The sequence below is a fragment of the Kosakonia sacchari SP1 genome (genome assembly GCF_000300455.3).
Taxonomy (GTDB): Bacteria; Pseudomonadota; Gammaproteobacteria; order Enterobacterales; family Enterobacteriaceae; genus Kosakonia; species Kosakonia sacchari.
In genome coordinates this window covers 3,630,601-3,649,005 of sequence record NZ_CP007215.2, presented here as the reverse complement: position 1 = coordinate 3,649,005, position 18,405 = coordinate 3,630,601, and the positions used below count along the sequence as shown (strand labels likewise).

18 protein-coding genes are annotated in these 18,405 nt (G+C 55.5%); 7 read left to right on the top strand and 11 right to left on the bottom strand.

The annotated features are described in order from the left end of the window. Positions 1–17: 17 nt before the first annotated feature. Positions 18–641, bottom strand: a complete 624-nt coding sequence (gene tesA / locus C813_RS40300; RefSeq protein WP_017455699.1) for a multifunctional acyl-CoA thioesterase I/protease I/lysophospholipase L1 — start codon at positions 639–641, stop codon at positions 18–20. Here tesA and ybbA point away from each other — a divergent pair. The 6 genes from ybbA (at position 612) to C813_RS40270 (ending at position 7,923) form a co-directional block, all read left to right on the top strand. Next, positions 612–1,298, top strand: coding sequence for a putative ABC transporter ATP-binding protein YbbA (ybbA, locus tag C813_RS40295; protein ID WP_017455700.1), 687 nt, complete (start codon positions 612–614; stop codon positions 1,296–1,298). The genes tesA and ybbA overlap by 30 nt on opposite strands. Continuing rightward, positions 1,295–3,709 (top strand): putative ABC transporter permease subunit YbbP, encoded by a 2,415-nt coding sequence (ybbP, locus tag C813_RS40290; protein WP_017455701.1) that lies wholly within the window; start codon positions 1,295–1,297, stop codon positions 3,707–3,709. The genes ybbA and ybbP overlap by 4 nt, the downstream gene beginning before the upstream one ends. A gap of 198 nt (positions 3,710–3,907) precedes the next feature. After that, entirely contained in the window at positions 3,908–5,053 is a 1,146-nt protein-coding gene (locus tag C813_RS40285; protein ID WP_017455702.1) for a porin, read from the top strand. 301 nt (positions 5,054–5,354) lie between these two features. Next, on the top strand, positions 5,355–6,191 hold the full coding sequence (locus C813_RS40280; RefSeq protein ID WP_017455703.1) for a MetQ/NlpA family ABC transporter substrate-binding protein: 837 nt from the start codon (positions 5,355–5,357) through the stop codon (positions 6,189–6,191). Between the two features lie 57 nt (positions 6,192–6,248). Beyond that, entirely contained in the window at positions 6,249–7,271 is a 1,023-nt protein-coding gene (gene sfbB, locus C813_RS40275; RefSeq protein ID WP_017455704.1) for a virulence-associated ABC transporter ATP-binding protein SfbB, read from the top strand. Next, positions 7,264–7,923 (top strand): methionine ABC transporter permease, encoded by a 660-nt coding sequence (locus C813_RS40270; RefSeq protein ID WP_017455705.1) that lies wholly within the window; start codon positions 7,264–7,266, stop codon positions 7,921–7,923. Before sfbB ends, C813_RS40270 begins: the two co-directional genes overlap by 8 nt. Here the strand turns inward: C813_RS40270 and mnmH are convergent. From mnmH to ppiB, 5 genes are all read right to left on the bottom strand, one after another. After that, positions 7,920–8,999, bottom strand: a complete 1,080-nt coding sequence (gene mnmH, locus C813_RS40265; protein WP_017455706.1) for a tRNA 2-selenouridine(34) synthase MnmH — start codon at positions 8,997–8,999, stop codon at positions 7,920–7,922. The two genes, C813_RS40270 and mnmH, sit on opposite strands and share 4 nt — an antisense overlap. Positions 9,000–9,089: 90 nt before the next feature. Next, positions 9,090–10,157 (bottom strand): 5-(carboxyamino)imidazole ribonucleotide synthase, encoded by a 1,068-nt coding sequence (purK, locus tag C813_RS40260; RefSeq protein ID WP_017455707.1) that lies wholly within the window; start codon positions 10,155–10,157, stop codon positions 9,090–9,092. Continuing rightward, positions 10,154–10,663, bottom strand: a complete 510-nt coding sequence (gene purE, locus C813_RS40255) for a 5-(carboxyamino)imidazole ribonucleotide mutase (protein WP_017455708.1) — start codon at positions 10,661–10,663, stop codon at positions 10,154–10,156. The genes purK and purE overlap by 4 nt, the downstream gene beginning before the upstream one ends. Positions 10,664–10,791: 128 nt before the next feature. Beyond that, complete coding sequence (gene lpxH, locus C813_RS40250; protein ID WP_025263707.1) at positions 10,792–11,514, bottom strand: UDP-2,3-diacylglucosamine diphosphatase; 723 nt, start codon at positions 11,512–11,514, stop codon at positions 10,792–10,794. Between the two features lie 3 nt (positions 11,515–11,517). Continuing rightward, positions 11,518–12,012: a peptidylprolyl isomerase B gene (gene ppiB, locus C813_RS40245; protein WP_017455710.1), complete on the bottom strand. Its 495-nt coding sequence runs from the start codon at positions 12,010–12,012 to the stop codon at positions 11,518–11,520. Between the two features lie 173 nt (positions 12,013–12,185). Between ppiB and cysS the strand changes: the two genes are divergently transcribed. Next, positions 12,186–13,586 carry a cysteine--tRNA ligase gene (cysS, locus tag C813_RS40240; protein WP_017455711.1) on the top strand — a complete coding sequence of 467 codons (1,401 nt, stop codon included), beginning with the start codon at positions 12,186–12,188 and terminating at the stop codon, positions 13,584–13,586. A 69-nt stretch (positions 13,587–13,655) separates the two neighbouring features. Here the strand turns inward: cysS and C813_RS40235 are convergent, their stop codons facing one another. From C813_RS40235 to folD, 5 genes are all read right to left on the bottom strand, one after another. Further along, a complete protein-coding gene (locus C813_RS40235; RefSeq protein ID WP_025263706.1) occupies positions 13,656–14,180 on the bottom strand; it encodes a metal-dependent hydrolase in 525 nt (174 codons plus the stop codon). Between the two features lie 162 nt (positions 14,181–14,342). Beyond that, positions 14,343–15,359: a Mal regulon transcriptional regulator MalI gene (gene malI, locus C813_RS40230; RefSeq protein WP_017455713.1), complete on the bottom strand. Its 1,017-nt coding sequence runs from the start codon at positions 15,357–15,359 to the stop codon at positions 14,343–14,345. Between the two features lie 70 nt (positions 15,360–15,429). Further along, a complete protein-coding gene (locus tag C813_RS40225; protein WP_017455714.1) occupies positions 15,430–16,929 on the bottom strand; it encodes a PTS transporter subunit EIIC in 1,500 nt (499 codons plus the stop codon). Positions 16,930–17,166: 237 nt separating this feature from the next. After that, complete coding sequence (gene ybcJ, locus C813_RS40220) at positions 17,167–17,379, bottom strand: ribosome-associated protein YbcJ (RefSeq protein ID WP_017455715.1); 213 nt, start codon at positions 17,377–17,379, stop codon at positions 17,167–17,169. A gap of 1 nt (position 17,380) precedes the next feature. Next, complete coding sequence (gene folD / locus C813_RS40215) at positions 17,381–18,247, bottom strand: bifunctional methylenetetrahydrofolate dehydrogenase/methenyltetrahydrofolate cyclohydrolase FolD (RefSeq protein ID WP_017455716.1); 867 nt, start codon at positions 18,245–18,247, stop codon at positions 17,381–17,383. Between the last annotated feature and the right edge of the window lie 158 nt (positions 18,248–18,405).

Below are 18,405 nucleotides of genomic sequence, written 5' to 3'. Positions count from 1 at the left end.
GGGGCGTGCCTGAACAATCAGGAGTCGTGGTTAACTAAAGGCGCCAGTCGCATTGCCATCCACTCTGCAATAAACGGCTGCGCATCGCGGTTGGGATGGATGCCATCATCCTGCATCCATTGTGGTTTCAGATAGACCTCTTCCATAAAAAATGGCAGCAGAGGAACATCCAACTCCTTGGCAAGCTTAGGATAAATGGCGCTAAAGGCTTCATTATAGCGGCGACCGTAGTTGGCAGGGAGCCGAATTTGCATTAACAACGGTTGCGCGTTGGCGGCTTTCACCGCCTGCACCACCTGGCGCAGTGTTTGCTCTGTTTGCTGCGGCGCGAAACCGCGCAGACCATCGTTACCGCCCAGCTCCACCAGAACCCAGCGCGGTTGATGCTCTTTGAGCAGTGCAGGCAGGCGCGCTAGCCCTTGCTGCGAGGTGTCGCCGCTGATGCTGGCATTGATGACCGTCGGTTTTTGCTGCCATTTGTCATTGAGCAGCGCAGGCCACGCGGCATTCGCCGCCATGCGATACCCGGCGCTCAGACTGTCGCCAAGAATCAGTAACGTGTCCGCCGCCGCGGCGCGAAAGGTTAACAAAAGCAAAAACAGGAAGGGCAAATGCCAGCGGAAAACATTGTTGAAGTTCATCATCTTAAGAAGTCCGTCGGTCAGGGGGAGCATGAGCTTTCCATCCTTACCGGAGTTGAGCTGGTTGTCAAACCAGCCGAGACCATTGCCCTGATTGGCGAATCCGGCTCCGGCAAGTCTACTTTATTAGCGATCCTCGCCGGGCTGGATGACGGAAGCAGCGGCGAGGTTAACCTGCTCGGCAAAACTCTGCATACGATGGATGAAGAGGCGCGCGCGCAACTGCGCGCGCAAAATGTCGGCTTTGTTTTTCAATCTTTTATGCTCATTCCCACGCTAAATGCGCTGGAAAATGTCGAACTCCCGGCCTTGCTGCGCGGCGAAAACAGCAGTGAAAGCCGCCGTAGCGCAAAAACGTTACTGGAAGAACTGGGGCTGGGGAAACGTCTGGATCATCTGCCTGCGCAGCTCTCCGGCGGTGAACAGCAGCGGGTGGCGCTGGCTCGCGCATTTAATGGCCGACCGGCGGTGCTGTTCGCCGATGAACCCACCGGCAATCTCGACAGGCAAACCGGCGACAAGATCGCTGATTTGCTTTTTTCCATGAATCAACAATATGGCACCACGCTGCTGTTAGTGACGCACGATCCGCAACTTGCCGCGCGTTGCGATCGGCGGCTGCGGCTGGTCAATGGTGAACTGCGGGAGGAAGCATGATAGCCCGTTGGTTCTGGCGCGAATGGCGCTCGCCGTCGCTGCTGATTGTCTGGATGGCGCTAAGTCTGGCGGTGGCTTGCGTGCTGGCGCTCGGCAACATCAGCGATCGTATGGAAAAAGGGCTCAGCCAGCAGAGCCGGGAATTTATGGCGGGCGACAGAGCGCTGCGCAGCTCTCGTGAAATACCGCAGGCGTGGCTGGATGAAGCGCGAAAATCAGGGCTGCGGGTCAGCGAGCAAATCAGTTTTGCCACCATGACCTTTGCCGGCGACACGCCGCAACTAGCCGATGTGAAAGCCGTTGATGACATTTATCCCCTTTATGGTGAGCTGCAAACCAGCCCGGCGGGGTTAAAACCGCAAGCGGGAACGGTGTTACTGGCACCACGCTTGATGGCGCTGCTCAATTTAAAAACTGGGGATTCTATTGATGTGGGTGATGCCACATTACGTATCGCCGGGGAAGTCGTACAGGAGCCGGATTCAGGCTTTAACCCTTTTCAGATGGCACCACGTCTGTTGATGAATATTGCCGATGTGGCGAAAACCGGCGCAGTGCAACCGGGTAGCCGCGTCAGCTGGCGGGTGAAATTTGGCGGTACGCCCGCGCAGTTAGATGCATACGAAAAATGGTTGCTACCGCAGTTGAAACCGGAACACCGCTGGTACGGGCTGGAACAGGATGAAGGTGCGCTGGGCAAATCCTTGCAGCGTTCGCAGCAGTTCCTGTTGTTATCCGCGCTTTTAACGCTGCTGCTGGCGATAGCCGCCGTCGCGGTAGCGATGGGGCACTATTGCCGCAGCCGCTATGATTTGGTTGCGGTGCTGAAAACCCTGGGCGCGGGCCGTGCGCAATTACGCAAACTGATTGTCGGTCAGTGGTTAATGGTACTGGCGCTGTCAGTGGTGACCGGGGGCGCTATCGGGCTGGTATTCGAAAGCGTATTAATGGTGCTGCTCAAGCCAGTGCTGCCCGCCGCGCTGCCACCCGCCAGTTTGTGGCCGTGGCTGTGGGCGGTCGGGGCGATGGTGGTGATTTCGCTGCTGGTGGGGCTGCGGCCCTATCGCTTGCTGCTGGCGACGCAGCCGCTGCGTGTGCTGCGACGTGATGCGGTGGCCAATGTCTGGCCTTTGAAATTCTACGTACCGGTGATCTGCGCGGTAGCCGTGCTGCTACTCGCCTGGCTGATGGGCGGCAGTATGCTGTTATGGGCCGTGCTGGCGGGCGCTGTGGTGCTGGCATTGCTGTGCGGTGTGGTGGGCTGGCTGCTGCTTAATGTGCTCAAACGCCTGACATTTAAAGCGCTGCCGCTGCGTCTTGCGGTGAACCGGCTGCTGCGTCAGCCGTGGTCAACGCTGAGCCAGCTTTCGGCGTTTTCGCTCTCCTTTATGTTGCTGGCGATGTTGCTGGTGCTGCGCGGCGATCTGCTGGACCGGTGGCAACAGCAGTTACCACCGGAAAGCCCGAACTACTTTTTAATCAATATCGCACCGGAGCAAGTGACACCGCTGAAAGCGTTTCTTTCGCAGCATCGTGTTGCTCCAGAGGCGTTCTACCCGATCGTTCGCGCAAGGATGACGCAAATTAACGGCCAGTCAACGGAGGGTAACCAGGATGAGGCGCTGAACCGCGAACTCAATCTCACCTGGCTTCAGCAGCGCCCGGATCATAACCCGGTCACCGCCGGAAGCTGGCCGCCAAAAAACGGGGAAGTCTCTGTTGAGGAGGGGCTGGCGCAGCGGTTAGGCCTGAAGCTGGGCGATTCCGTGACGTTTATGGGTGATACGCAAGAATTCAGCGCTACCATCAGCAGCCTGCGCAAAGTGGACTGGGAAAGCCTGCGGCCAAACTTCTTCTTTATCTTCCCCTCGGGTGCGCTGGACGGTCAGCCGCAGAGTTGGCTCACCAGTTTCCGCTGGCAGAACGGCAACGGCATGTTAACGCAATTGAACCGGGAGTTCCCGACCATCAGCCTGCTGGATATCGGCGCGATTTTAAAACAGGTCAGTCAGGTGCTTGAGCAGGTAAGCCGGGCGCTGGAAGTAATGGTCGTGCTGGTTACCGCCTGTGGTGTGTTGCTGCTACTCGCGCAAGTACAAGTCGGTATGCGTCAGCGTCACCAGGAGCTGGTGGTTTACCGCACGCTCGGTGCGGGCAAGCGGCTGCTGCGAACCACGTTGTGGTGTGAATTCGCGCTACTGGGGCTAGTCTCCGGGCTGGTCGCGGCGATGGGCGCGGAAACCGCGCTGGCGGTGCTGCAAACCCGCGTCTTTGACTTTCCGTGGGAGCCGGACTGGCGTTTGTGGACAACGTTACCGTTGTGCGGCGCGCTGTTGCTTTCGCTGTGCGGCGGCTGGCTTGGCGCGCGTTTGCTTAAAGGAAAAGCGCTGTTTCGTCAATTCAGTAATTAATCCCTTCGTCAATATTTGCTCAACGAAACGCATGCCGATAATTCTATCGGTGTTCTTCTGTTTCAAAGTGTAAAAGTTCCCTTTGCAATTGTTTACCAGCACAAAACAACAAAAAAACCCCACCAAATAGAAGCTTTTAGACGTTAATATTTCGCCGCTAGTAACTTACTAGTGGTGTCTATCCATCAAGGAAAAACCATGAAAATAAAAACAACCGCTCTGGCGACAGCCATCGGCGCAGCAGTGGCATTGACGTCTTTCGCAACTCAGGCGGAAATTACTGTACTTAAGCAAGATCCGCAGGCTGGTAATCCGTTAAGCCGCCTGAACTTCACCGTTGGTGGTTCTATTCGTCCGCAATTCGATAACATGATGGGCGACGGTGATAAAGGCTCCTTCAAACGCAATGGCTACGACGGTGGCACTCGTTTCCGTTTCGCGACCGATTACTACCTGTTCGATGATATTAGCTGGGTTAACTATTACGAACTGGGCGTGAACATTCCGGCACTGTTCGACTGGGATAACCACTATGCAGACGGCGCGCATAACACCACTCGCCGTATGCTCTACACCGGTCTGAAAAGTAAGACCTGGGGTACTATGACCTTCGGTCAGCAGAACAGCGTGTACTACGACGTAGTTGGCGCGAAAACCGATATCTGGGATTACGACATGAAAGCCCAGGCTTCCGGTAACGGTATTAACGGCGATTACGACGGTTCCTACCGTTCACGTAAGATGCTGAAATATAAGAACACTTTCGGTGACGCTGATATCTATGCATCCTACCTGTTCTCTGATAACGATCTGCTGCGTGGCAATGGCCTGCGTTACAAACGTAAAGGCGGCGGTTCTCTGGGCGTGGATTACCACATTGCCAAAGACCTGACATGGGGTACGGCGTGGAACTACACCCAGGCTGATATGCGTAACGTCAACACTGGCGGCACCGAGACTTACAGCCAGAATATCTATGGCACCGCGCTGAGCTGGACGCCGGATAACTGGACCTTCTCCTTCGGCGGTGGCTGGTACGAAAACTATCTGACCACTGGCAAAAAAGATATTCATAACTACTTCGCGGGCGACGCGTGGGGTATTGAATACTTTGCCGGTTATAAAATCCCGGTTGGCCAGTATGCGCTTAAATACGTACAGCCGTACGTAATGGGTGACCGTCTGCAATACACCACCGGTCGTGATTACCAGCGTATTGATAACGGCGTGGGTGTAACCTTCCAACTGGATTACGGTTTCCGTGTCGATTACGAACACGTATTCACCAGCAGCACCGACGACCTGGGCGACATGAACATCGTTCGTCTGCGTTACGACTTCTAAGAAATGTGCATCCGCCGGGTTTTACGCTTCGTTTAAATCCGGCAATGCTTAGCAATAAAAAGCATAACGAGAGGCCAGAAAACCCATTAAGGGCAGGGCTTTTCGTTATGCTTCATCGCCTTACCCCGCAAAGATCTCCCCGCCATTCAGTGACATAGTTCACAGCATGTTGAATATATTTCAATTACCGCTGCGCTGTGTTTATGCCATCTTATTCAGCAGCCTTATCAATCAGGTGAAAATGGAACGCGCCGCACTGTACGTCGCGTCACACAGCAGCTCAACTCGTTAGGGAGAATTTATGGGACGTCGTCTCAGCTTGCGCGCGACCTTTGGCGCATTACTTCTGGCCTGCGGCTTACCGTTTGCTCACGCCAGCAGCGATCCGCACACCATCGTTTTCGGTGTTGCACCCGGACCATATGGCGATATGGTGAAGCAGGCGATTGCGCCGTCGCTAAAAGAGAAAGGTTATAAAGTAGTGGTGCGTGAATTTAGCGATTACGTACAGCCAAATATGGCGCTGGCGAACGGCAGTATTGATGCCAACCTGTTCCAGCACAGCCTCTATTTTGACAAATTCACGGCCGATAAGGGCCTGAAATTAACCAAGCTGATTACGGTGCCGACGGCGGGCATGGGCTTTTATTCACGCAAAATCAAAAGCCTGGATGAGTTGAAAAAAGGCGACATTATCACGCTCTCCAATGACCCGACCAATCTGGCGCGCGGGCTGCGTTTCCTGCAATCGCTCGACCTCATCACTATCAAAGCGAATATCGACCCGACCAAAGCCTCCGAGCGTGATATCGCCAGCAACCCGAAAGGGCTGGTGTTTAAGCCGCTGGAAGCGGCGCAACTGCCGCGCACGCTGGACGGCGTGACTGCGTCGCTGGTGAATGGCAATTTTGCCATTGCCGCCGGGCTGAAACTCTCCTCTGCGCTCAAACAAGAGCACCTCGATGAGAACCTGAAAAACATCATTGCGGTGCGTACGGAAGATGCCGACACACCGTTCGCGAAGGATATTGTCGAGGTGGTGAAATCACCGGCTTATCGCGCGGTGATTGACGATCCGAATAATGTTTACGGTGCGTTCCAGAAACCAGACTGGATGCAGAGCGCGGATAAAAAGTAACACTCCGGCTGATTTGACGGGCAGGCTGCGGCCTGCCTTTTGTCGTTTGAGGTTTGCATGATTGAAATAGAAAAAGTATGCGTAGATTTCCCCGCAGCGCGCGGCAGTACGAGCACGACCCGGGCGGTAGACGATGTCTCGCTGCGTATTGCGCCGGGTGAGATCTTCGGCATTGTGGGCACCAGCGGCGCGGGTAAAAGTACGCTGCTGCGCACGCTGAATGCGCTGCAGCGCCCAAGCCAGGGCTGCGTCAAAATCAATGGTGTGGCTATTTCGGCGCTGGAAGGCATCACATTACGCAAAGCGCGTCAGCGCATTGGCATGATATTCCAGCACTTCAACCTGATGCATACCCGTACCGTGGCGCAAAATGTGGCCTTCAGCCTGAAAGCGGCGGGGTGGGAGCGCAGTAAAATCGCCCCGCGCGTGGCGGAGATCCTTCAATTGGTGGGGTTAAGCGATAAAGCCAGCCGTTACCCGGTGCAATTAAGTGGCGGGCAGAAGCAGCGGGTCGGTATTGCGCGCGCCATCGCTAATCACCCGGATGTATTGCTGTGTGATGAGCCGACCTCGGCGCTGGATCTGGAAACCTCCGCCACCATTCTCGCCCTGCTCAAGCAGATCAATGAACAACTGGGGATCACCATTGTGCTGATCACCCACGAGATGAATGTGATCAAATCGATCTGCGATCGTGTGGCGGTGATGTCCGGCGGTAAAGTGGTGGAGGAGGGCGATGTGTTTGATGTTTTTGCCCATCCGCAACATGCCTTCACCCGGCAACTGGTGTCGCACACGCTGAATTTGACCTTACCGGAGCGCTTGCAACAGCATCTGCCGGGGCAGTTATTAAAAATCCTGTTTATTGGCGACTCCGCCGAGCAACCGGTGCTCTCCGACGCGGCGGTGAAGTTTGGCGTCGCGGTGAATATTCTGCACGGCAAAATCGAATACATCGGTGAGCGCGCGCTGGGCATTCTGGTGGTGCAACTGACCTCGGTGGAAAACCCGGCGGCAGTGAGTGACGCCGTGGACTATATTCGCAACCGTACCGCGCAGGTGGAGGTGATCCGTGGATGATTTACTGGCCGATCTGAGCCTCGCCTTTGGCGAAACCTTCCAGATGTTAAGTATCTCGACGGTGCTGGCGATTGTCGGCGGTTTGCCGCTCGGTTTCCTGATTTTCGTGACTGATCGGCATCTGTTCTGGCAAAACCGCGCGGTATATCTGGTGAGCACGGTGCTGGTGAATATAATTCGCTCGGTGCCGTTTGTTATTCTGCTGGTGCTTTTGCTGCCCATTACGCAGTTTTTACTCGGCAATACCATTGGGCCGATTGCCGCGTCGGTGCCGCTTTCTGTCGCGGCGATTGCCTTTTATGCGCGGCTGGTCGATAGCGCCCTGCGCGAGGTGGATAAAGGCATTATTGAAGCGGCGGAAGCCTTTGGTGCCAGCCCGCTGCGCATTATCTGTACGGTACTGCTGCCGGAAGCCAGCGCGGGTCTGCTGCGCGGCCTGACTATTACGCTCGTCAGCCTGATTGGGTATTCCGCTATGGCTGGGATTGTCGGCGGTGGTGGGGTGGGCGATTTGGCGATCCGCTACGGCTATTACCGTTATGAAACCCAGGTGATGATCGTAACGGTTATCGCGCTGATCATCCTGGTACAGATAGTCCAGGTACTGGGCGACTGGCTGGCGAAACGCGCCGATAAACGCGATCGCCATTAAGGATTGTGTGCCGTCAGCCAGGCTGCTACTTCTGTAAACGTGCCGCGAAAGCGAATGGCTTTCGCGCGCTTTTCAAGCTGGTAGCGGTACATCGGATCGTAGTACTCCTCCAGCAGCGGCACGAGCCACGCGAAGTGCCCCTCGGTACTGCCGCTGCGCTGCTGCTGGCCCAGCGCGTTTTCCAGGTGCCGCGTCAATTCCGCATAGCGCTGTAACCCCAGACGGCGGCGAATGGCAAAAAGCCCGTGGCGCAGATATTCCGCATACTGACGCCAGCCTTCTTCCTCTCCGTCGCGGGTGATAAACGCCGCGTGCATCGCGACGAAATAGTCGACGCGCAAACGCTCCAGGCGTTGTGCAAAGGGATCGTCCACCACTACCAGCGGCGATTGCGCCATTCTCGCGCGTACTACCTCTGGCAGGTGGTTCGCCCCAATCGCGGCGCTTTCGTCTTCCAGTAGCCAGAACGCGGGCGTCACTTTCAGTAATGCCGCCGCCAGCTGGTTTTCGAAGCTGGCCTGTGAACGCTGCGGTTGTAACGTCCGGCCAAACGAGGAACCGCGATGTCGGGCGAGGCCTTCAAGATCGATGCCGTTACGCTGCGAACGCACCAGCAACGTTTTGCCACTCCCGGTGCAGCCACCCACCAGCAGCGCCGGGCGTTGCATCTGTTGTTGTGTGGCTTCTATCGCGGACTGGCGCAGCGCTTTATAACCGCCGATCACCAGCGGATAGTGAATCTGGCGTTCACGTAACCATTGCTGAACGATATGTGAACGCTGCCCGCCACGGGCGCAACAAAGGTAACCCTGCGGATATTGCGCGCAGGCTTGCCGCCATGCTTCGATGCGTTGTTCGCGGGTTTCGCCATTGACCAGTTTATGCCCCAGGCGAAGCGCGGCTTCTGCCCCTTCGCGTTTATAGCAGGTGCCCACAGCCGCACGTTCGCGGTCGTTCATTAAGGGCAGATTGATGGCGGCGGGCATGGCACCTTTGGCGAACTCAACCGGTGCGCGAACATCAATAAGCGGCGTTTCATCCCGCAGGAGGGCGAGATAATCCGTGGCGTCGTTCATTGGGCTTCCTTCTGCAAAACGCTGGTGGTAACCCCACCAGCGTGCAGATTTTACGCCCCGAACAGGGGAGATCAATTCCCCGGCGGGAGATTACTGCAGTTTTGACTGCGCCCAGGCAATGCCGCTCGCGTACTCCGGCGGCAACAGCGGCACCAGCGCTTCCAGCGTGGCGCTCAGACGGGCGGTGTCATCATCGTTCAGGTTCAAATGACCCACTTTGCGCCCCGGACGCACCTCTTTGTCATACCAGTGCAGGTGCACCAGCGGCAGCTTTAACCAGTCGTAGTTCAGGTCGCTGCCAATCAGGTTGATCATCACCGACGGGCTGTTAACCACTGGCGGTGGCAACGGCAGATCCACCACCGCACGCAGATGCAGTTCAAACTGGCTGATAGACGCGCCATTCTGCGTCCAGTGGCCGCTGTTATGCACGCGCGGCGCCAGTTCGTTAATCAGTAACCCGCCCGGCGTGACGAAGCACTCCATCGCCATCACGCCGACGTAGTTCAGCTCATGCATGATGGCAGAAAGCATGTTTTCCGCCTGCTGTTGCTGGGCGGCATTAGCCTGCGGGAAAACCACGCTGGTACGCAAAATGCCATCCTGATGCAGATTGTGCGTCAGCGGGTAGAAAACGGTGCTGCCATCACGCGCGCGCGCGCCGACCAGCGACACTTCACCGGAAAAATTGATGCCCTGTTCAACAATGCACTCGCCGTAGCAGTCATCCGGCAACTGATCCGTTTCGTCTGCGCGTAAACGCCACTGCCCGCGACCGTCATAGCCCCCCACGCGGCGCTTAACAATCGCCAGTTCCCCCAGGCGGGAAAACACGGCAGGCCATTCACTTTTATCCGCCAGTAACTGCCACGGCGCGGTAGCCAGTTCGAGTTTGTCGAATAACTGTTTTTGCGTCAGGCGATCGGCAATGATCGGAAACACATCGCGGTTAACAAACGCCGGGTGGCGCGCCAGTTCGCGCGTTAACGCCGTTTCCGGCCAGCGTTCGATTTCGGCGGTGATTACACTTTGCTGAAAGGGAACGGCTTCCGGGGCGTCGTCCAGCCCGACAGGCCAGACCGCAATGCTGAGCGGTTCACCGGCCTGGCGCAACATCCGGCCAAGCTGACCATTGCCTAATACACAAACCTGTTTCATTCCGCGCCTCTCGGATCCGGATTATCCAGCACCTCATCGGTTTGAGATTTGCGCCAGTCCGCCAGACGCTGGTGCAGTTGCGCATCATGCTGCGCCAGGATCTGTGCGGCCAGCAGCGCGGCGTTGGCCGCACCGGCTTTGCCAATCGCCAGCGTCCCCACTGGGATGCCACGCGGCATCTGCACGATAGAATAGAGGCTGTCCACACCGCTTAACGCAGCGCTTTGTACCGGCACACCCAGCACCGGCACCAGTGTTTTCGCCGCGATCATGCCCGGCAGATGCGCCGCGCCACCGGCACCAGCAATAATTACCTGAAAACCGTTTTGTTCCGCGCTTTCGGCGAAGCTAAACAGTTTATCCGGGGTGCGGTGTGCGGAGACGATTTCAACATGGTGCGGAACGTTCAGGGTATCGAGGATTTCTGCGGCGAATTGCATGGTGGCCCAGTCGCTTTTCGAGCCCATAACAATGGCGATGCGCGCCGGTTGGTTGCTTGAAGACATACGTCTCAAAACTCCTGTGGGTGTGCTTCAGACTACATAAGAGGGCACAGAGAATAGCATGTAAAACGGGCAAGGAAAACGGTTGCGTAGCGATGTTTCACGCGTTTGACGCCTGATCGCAAGCGTATTCAGAAAGGGAAATGAATCAGTTCGACATCGCTCTCGCTGACGCGCACCATCGAACCTTCGCTGTGCCATGCACCTAAAACGGCACGGAATGCGGGGGCGTTATTCGCGGTGAGTTCATGCACTGCCGGGCGATGGGTATGACCGTGGATCAACCACTGCACCTGGTGTTTTTCCATGGCTTCCACCACAGCGTGCTGGTTCACATCCATAATCGAAAGCGACTTGCTGCTGTTAGCCGCTTTGCTACCCGCGCGCATTTTCGCGGCAATACGGCGGCGGATAAACAGCGGCAGGGTGAGGAACAGCGTTTGCAGCCAGGGTTGGTGCACTTTGGCGCGAAAGGCCTGGTAACCGGCATCGTCGGTGCAGAGCGTATCGCCATGCATAATCAGCACGTTGCGGCCATACAAATTGAGAACCTGCTCTTGCGGTAAAAGCTGCATTCCACTGGCCTGAGCAAAGCGTTTACCGAGCAGAAAATCGCGGTTGCCGTGAATGAAATAGCACGGGACGCCGCTATCGACGAGAGCTTTAATCGCGTGTGCTATTTGCTGATGTAGCGGGTTGGGATCGTCGTCGCCGATCCACGCTTCAAACAGATCGCCCAAAATGTAGAGCGCATCGGCTTCACGCGCCGTACCGGCCAAAAAACGCAGAAAACCGGCGGTGATCGCCGGTTCTTCTGTTTGCAGATGCAAATCTGCGATAAAGAGTGTCGCCACCAATTACTCGCTGACGTCCACGCTTTCAATCACAACATCTTCTTTCGGCACATCCTGGTGCATGCCGCTGCGGCCGGTAGAAACGCCTTTGATCTTGTCAACAACGTCCATACCTTCAACCACTTCGGCAAATACGCAGTAGCCCCAGCCCTGCACGCTTTCGCCGCTGAAGTTCAGGAAGTCGTTATCCGCCACGTTGATGAAGAACTGTGCGGTAGCGGAGTGCGGCGCCTGAGTACGCGCCATTGCCAGCGTACCACGGGTGTTTTTCAGACCGTTGTTGGCTTCGTTTTTGATCGGGTCTTTGGTGACTTTCTGGTTCATGCCCGGTTCGAAACCGCCGCCCTGAATCATAAAGCCATTGATAACACGGTGGAAAATCGTGTTGTTGTAGAAACCTTCACGGCAGTAGTCCAGGAAGTTTTTAACTGTTTCAGGCGCTTTGTCATCAAAGGTTTTGATTACGATGTCGCCGTGATTAGTGTGGAAAGTAACCATTATTGCATCCTGTTCTGATAGTGTAGTGCGTAGACCCGCCAGTGGGTCAGAGATAGTCGCTTGTTATAGCATAACCGCGAGGCTGGATCACCTTGCAAAGTGTGCTGCTTCGGGTTTGAATTACGGGTAATATATGCGGTTTTCGTTCCACACACGTCCACATGGAATCTTCGATGTTAAAAATCTTTAATACACTGACGCGCCAAAAAGAGGAATTCAAACCTATTCATGCCGGGGAAGTCGGCATGTACGTGTGTGGTATTACCGTTTACGATCTCTGTCATATCGGTCACGGCCGTACGTTTGTCGCCTTTGACGTGGTATCCCGCTATTTGCGATTTCTCGGCTATAAGCTGAAATATGTCCGCAATATCACCGATATTGACGACAAAATCATTAAGCGCGCTAATGAAAACGGTGAAAGTTTTGTCGCGCTGGTCGACCGGATGATCGTCGAGATGCATAAGGATTTTGACGCGCTCAACATCCTGCGCCCGGACAGCGAACCGCGCGCAACGCACCATATCCATGAAATTATTGAAATTACCCAACGCCTGCTGGAACGTGAACATGCTTACGTTGCCGAAAACGGCGATGTGATGTTCTCGGTGCCGACCGATCCGACTTACGGTCAGCTTTCGCGCCAGGATCTGGATCAGTTGCAGGCGGGGGCACGCGTCGAAGTCGCGGAAGTCAAACGCAATCCGATGGACTTCGTGCTGTGGAAAATGTCCAAGCCCGGCGAGCCGAGCTGGTCGTCGCCGTGGGGCGAAGGGCGTCCAGGCTGGCACATTGAGTGTTCGGCGATGAACTGCAAACAACTGGGTTCGCATTTCGATATCCACGGTGGCGGTTCCGATCTGATGTTTCCGCACCACGAAAACGAAATCGCCCAGTCAACCTGTGCGCATGATGGCGAATATGTGAATTACTGGATGCACTCCGGCATGGTGATGGTTGATCGCGAGAAGATGTCAAAATCGCTCGGCAACTTCTTTACCGTGCGCGACGTGCTGAAGTATTACGACGCGGAAACCGTGCGCTACTTCCTGATGTCCGGTCACTATCGCAGTCAGTTGAACTACAGCGAAGAGAACCTGAAACAGGCGCGCTCTGCGCTGGAGCGTCTGTACAACGCGCTGCGTGGTACGGATAGCAACAACGCGGAACACCGTTATTTTGAGAACGGTGAATTGTTCCAGAAACGCTTCTGCGACGCGATGGACGATGACTTCAACACGCCGGAAGCCTATTCCGTGCTTTTTGACCTCGCGCGCGAAGTGAATACGCTGAAGCACGACGGGGATTCGCTGGGCGCGAATGCGGCGGCGAAAAAGCTGCGTGAACTGGCCAGCGTTTTGGGTCTGCTGGAGCAGGATCCGGATCTTTTCCTGCAAAGCGGTGCGCAGGCGGATGACAGCGAAGTGGCTGAGATCGAAAAGCTTATCCAGCAGCGCCTCGATGCGCGTAAAGCAAAAGACTGGGCGGCAGCCGACGCCGCGCGTGACCGTCTGAACGAGATGGGTATCGTGCTGGAAGATGGCCCGCAGGGCACGACATGGCGTCGTAAGTAAGAAAAAAAGCGGCTTCGGCCGCTTTTTTGTTGTTCGTTCAACTCCACCGGTACTGGCGGTGGTCGGTATTTATCCCCGCCGCATTTTCCACAACAGCAGCATCAGAATCACGCCCGGCAGCCACACCCACAGCAGCTCCGACATGATCACCTGGTGACCATACGGTGTGGTGTAGCGCGACAGCGCAAACGGTGCGACTTTGATCACCTGCCACGGCGCAAAGAAGCGTTCATCCGACCACGGCCACAGCCAGCCGACGCCTTTACCACCGGTGGTAATGGAATCCAGCAAGCTGTGCGACAGCAGCGACACGGTGAGAAACGCCCAGCAGCGTGCCAGACTCGCTTTGAAATGTTTTCGCCCAAGCCAGGTCACCAATAGCGGCACCACAAAAGCGAACAGCAACGAGTGGGTAAACCCGCGATGACCGAAAACATTGCCATAAGCGACACCGAATTTAAACGCCAGCACGTCGGCATCGGGCAACATAGCAAGCCCTATCCCTGCCAGCAGTAAGCCACGAGGGATCACTTTACTGCCGAGCCCCAATCCCAGACAAAGCGGGACAGCAGCATGTGTAACAATCGTTGGCATAACGCAGGTCTCTGAAGAAAAACGAAATTATAGCCGAAGCGCCAGACAGGTAAACTGCGGGGTTTTCTGAATCTTTTGTCGTCAGAAGAGGGACTGGCGGGTTTTAGGCCGATGCCAGTTTACAGCCCGTGAGTATGTCGCTGTTTCCGTGACGTGTGCAGATTACGCAGACTCGCGAGCAATCAATTGGCCGGAAAGGGTAACGCGCTGCGTTTGCAACTCGGGCTCTTTCAGCTTACGAATGATCAATCCCACTGCCTGGCGCCCGGTCTCTTCGCTGGCGGACGACACATAGGTAAAGGAAGGCGAGGTGAGATTGACGTGCAGCATGTCTTCAAAGCCGACGAGCGCCACTTGTTGAGAGAGGAACACATCTTTTCCCACCGTATGTCCGGTTTGGTGGATCCCGGCGATGGAGCCAATCATGGCGTCCGGCGAGTGGCAGAGCAGGGCGGTGATAGTGCTGCTTTTTTCCAGTAACTGACGCACTGCGTAACTCGCCGCGCGGGTATCGTCGCTGCAGGCCGGAGTGGCTTCTTCGCGTACTACCAGCCCGTTCTGCGTCATTGTGGTGCGAAACCCCAGCAGACGCTGCTGGCGGATTAAATCGCCTTCAATACCGCCAATGTAGGCAATGTTGCGGTGCCCGCGTTCGATGAGATACCGCGTCGCCAGGCTGGCGGCCTGACGGTTATCGCGCATGACCAGGTTGCACTCTTCATTGAGCAACGACTGCGACACCACGACCAGCGGCAGCGGGCAGTCGCGGATTTGTACGGGAAGCGTTGAGCTGCGCGTGTCAGAGGCGAGATAAATCACCCCGGCAACACCTTGTTGTTTGAATGACAGCAGACAGCGTTCCAGGTGATCGCCATCGTTGAGCGGTTGACCCAAAAAAACCATGTAACCCTGTTTTTCCAGCTCCTGCACGATGCTGGCCATCACTTTTATTGAGAAGCTGTCGCTGAAATCGCGCAGGATAAGCCCAATCAGATTGGAGGTATTGGCGCGCAGATTCGCGGCAGCAACATTGTGAACATAGCCGAGCGCATCGATAGCGGCATGGACTTTAGCGATCGTCGCCTGTGAAATTTTCCCTTTCTGGCGCAGCACCAGCGAGACGGTGGAAACGGAAACGCCCGCCTGTTTAGCGACATCAATGATGCTGACTTTCTTCAAACTCGCTCCCTGATTTTCCCGGTTTTCCACCTGATATGGCGCGTACGGGACGCGCCAACCCGGTATCTTATTATTTGCCGATCATTGTGGACATGGTCTGGGCGATAAATTGCGCCCTCGCGCCGAAAATAACTTGAATACCGCTATCGCCGACAAACACCACGCCGCGTGCACCCAGGCCGTTAAGGCCATCTTTATCCACCATTTCGCTTTTTGCCACTTCCAGGCGCAAACGGGTGATGCAGGAACCGACGGAGTCGATATTCTGCGCGCCGCCCAGCATGGCGATGATCTCGGTTGCCAGTTCGCTGTCGGTTTTATCATCTGCCACGGCGGTAACTTCCGTACGTCCCGGTGTTTTCACATCGAAGCGACGGATCACAAAACGGAAGGTGAAGTAATAAATCAGCGCCATCGGGATGCCAACGATCGCCGCGTTAAGGAAGTTGGTCTGATAACCGTTAAACGACGGCAGGATACCGAACGACAAGTAATCGATAAACCCGGCGGAGAAGGATTTCGCGATGTGCGCGTGCAGCAGGTACATCGTCATATACGCCAGACCGGCCATAATGGCGTTAAAGACGTAGAGAATGGGCGCAACGAAGATAAAGGTGAATTCAACCGGCTCGGTAATGCCCGTCAGGAAGCAAGTCAGTGCGGCAGAGAAGAGAATACCAAACGCGATCTTCTTATTACGGGTATGTGCTTCGTGGTACATCGCAAGGCAGGCCGCAGGCAGCGCAAACAGCATCAGCGGGAACTCACCCTGCATAAACTTACCGGCGTTCTGGTAGGTATCGCTGCTAAAGGATTTCACCCCTTCTTCCAGCATCTTGAACCAGATAGTCTGATCGCCATGGATCACCTGGCCGGCTTGCGTGGTGTAATTGCCAAACGAATACCAGAACGAGGGATACCAGATATGGTGCAGACCAAGCGGGATCAGCGCGCGTTCCACTAAACCGAAAATAAACGTCGACGCGGCCTGATTATCACCGTTGACGATCACGGAAAGCGCATCGATGCCCGCCTGAATATGTTGCCAGACATAGGGCAGCAGCAGGCCAAGCACAAAGGATAAGAACGCGGTAGCGATAGCAACAAAACGCTTACCAGAGAAGAAGCCGAGAAACTCCGGTAACTGCATGGTGTGGAAGCGGTTATAACACCAGGCGGCGAGAATACCGCAGATCAGACCACCAAAAACGCCCATTTGCAGTGTTGGAATACCGACCACCATGGCGTATTTCCCGCCCTGCGAGGCCATCTCCGGCGTGATACCTAACATGGTGCCGATAGTAATATTGGTAATGAATACCGATACTGCCGCAGAAAGTGCCGCAATCCCGGATTCTGAAGCGAGACCAACCGCCGAACCGATGGCGAACAACATTGGCAGGTTATCGAAGATAACGCCACCCGCGTTCATCATCAGCGGTAAGTGGAATTTATCGCCGAAAGCGAGTAACAAGCCTGCGGCTGGTAGCAACGAGATTGGCAACATCAACGCGCGGCCAATCATCGACAATTTAGACAATGATTTAACAAACCCTGATATCAGACCCATGCTGATTTCCCCCGAAGTAGCGCTCTTTTGGCGCTGTTATTGTTAGTAGAACGTTTTAGTAGAACGTTCTACTTATCGTGAGATAAGCCGTAACGGGCTGCAACTAAATTTTCACATTTAGCCAGATGAATTAATGATTCTTTGAGGTTGATCGGTAATTAACCGTGATGACGGCAGGGAGAATGAGAAAAAAGATGCCGGGCTGTGGTGACACGAAACCCGGCTTGCTACGCGTGATTACGCGGTTACGGTAACGCTCTGGCCTTCAAAACTCACCGTTTGACCGGCGACGATTTTGCAGCGTTTGCGCGTTTCAACCGCGCCATCTACTTTGACAAAGCCATCGGCAATGGCGATTTTCGCCTGCGCGCCGCTTTCGCTCCAGCCTTCGAGTTTCAGCAGATCGCACAGCTCAACGTGCGGATGTTTACCGAGAGAAAATGTTGCCATCTTATACGCCTTTTACATCATGGTATTCTTCACACGCTTGCAGCGTGTTCTGGATCAGGGTGGCGACTGTCATCGGGCCAACACCACCCGGTACCGGCGTAATATACGCTGCTCGCGCGGCGGCTTCTTCATAAATCACATCGCCGACGACTTTGCCGTTCTCCAGACGGTTAATACCGACATCAATTACAATCGCGCCTTCTTTGATCCACTCGCCGGGAATAAAGCCCGGTTTACCCACGGCGACAATCAGCAGATCGGCGTTTTCCACGTGCTGGCGCAGGTTTTTCGTGAAGCGATGCGTCACGGTGGTGGTGCACCCGGCCAGCAGCAGCTCCATGCTCATCGGGCGACCAACGATATTAGAGGCCCCAATCACCACGGCGTTGAGGCCGAAGGTATCAATGTTGTAACGCTCCAGCAGCGTGACGATACCGCGCGGCGTACATGGGCGCAGACGCGGCGCGCGCTGGCACAGGCGGCCTACGTTATACGGATGGAAACCATCTACGTCTTTGTCCGGTGCGATGCGTTCCAGCACTTTCACATTGTCGATGCCCGCAGGCAGCGGCAGCTGTACCAGAATACCGTCAATGGCGGTATCGGCGTTCAGCTTGTCGATAAGCGCCAGCAGTTCCGCTTCGCTGGTGGTTTCCGGGAGATCGTAAGAGCGGGAGATGAAACCCACTTCCTCACAGGCTTTGCGCTTGCTGCCGACATAAATTTGTGATGCCGGGTTGCTGCCAACCAGTACGACCGCCAGGCCAGGAGCGCGAAATCCTGCCGCAACGCGCGCCCGAACTTTTTCAGCAACCTCAAAGCGCACCTGCTGCGCAATCGTTTTACCATCAATAATCTTTGCTGCCATCAGAGAGAGGATTCCATCTGTCATATCAACTAAGGGGATGGCGGCTATTTTGTCAGAAGCGCGGCGCGCTGTCAGTTACCGTTTGCGGATTTCGCCACCGCTGCGCCTGAAATCGCGGCAGATCAAGGGCTTCGCCGTCGCGGGTTGTTAACCAAATT